The sequence below is a fragment of the Vibrio sp. R-1 genome, assembly GCF_035615595.1.
In the GTDB taxonomy this organism is placed as follows: Bacteria; Pseudomonadota; Gammaproteobacteria; order Enterobacterales; family Vibrionaceae; genus Vibrio; species Vibrio cholerae.
Window position 1 is genome coordinate 1 of sequence record NZ_WPDC01000346.1, and the last position, 359, is coordinate 359.

Sequence of the window (359 nt, forward strand, 5' to 3'; positions counted from 1 at the left end):
ATTCAGACAGGATATCACGTGTCCCGCCCTACTCGATTTCACGCTCGATGAAGCGTCGGTTACGGGGCTATCACCCTGTATCGCCAAGCTTTCCAGCTTGTTCACCTACTTCACCGAGTGCTTAAGGGCTAATCCAGGTTCGCTCGCCGCTACTACCGGAATCTCGGTTGATTTCTTCTCCTCGGGGTACTTAGATGTTTCAGTTCCCCCGGTTTGCTCTGTTAACCTATGTATTCAGTTAACAGTAACTGCTTATGCAGTTGGGTTTCCCCATTCGGAAATCGCAGACTCAAACGGCTCTTACTGCCTTATCTGCGCTTATCGCAAGTTAGTACGTCCTTCATCGCCTCTGACTGCCC

1 rRNA gene is annotated in these 359 nt (G+C 50.4%); it reads right to left on the minus strand.

The window, feature by feature from the left end:
* Positions 1–358: ribosomal RNA gene (locus GOU96_RS18445) — 23S ribosomal RNA — on the minus strand; the annotation flags it as partial.
* Position 359: the final 1 nt, after the last annotated feature.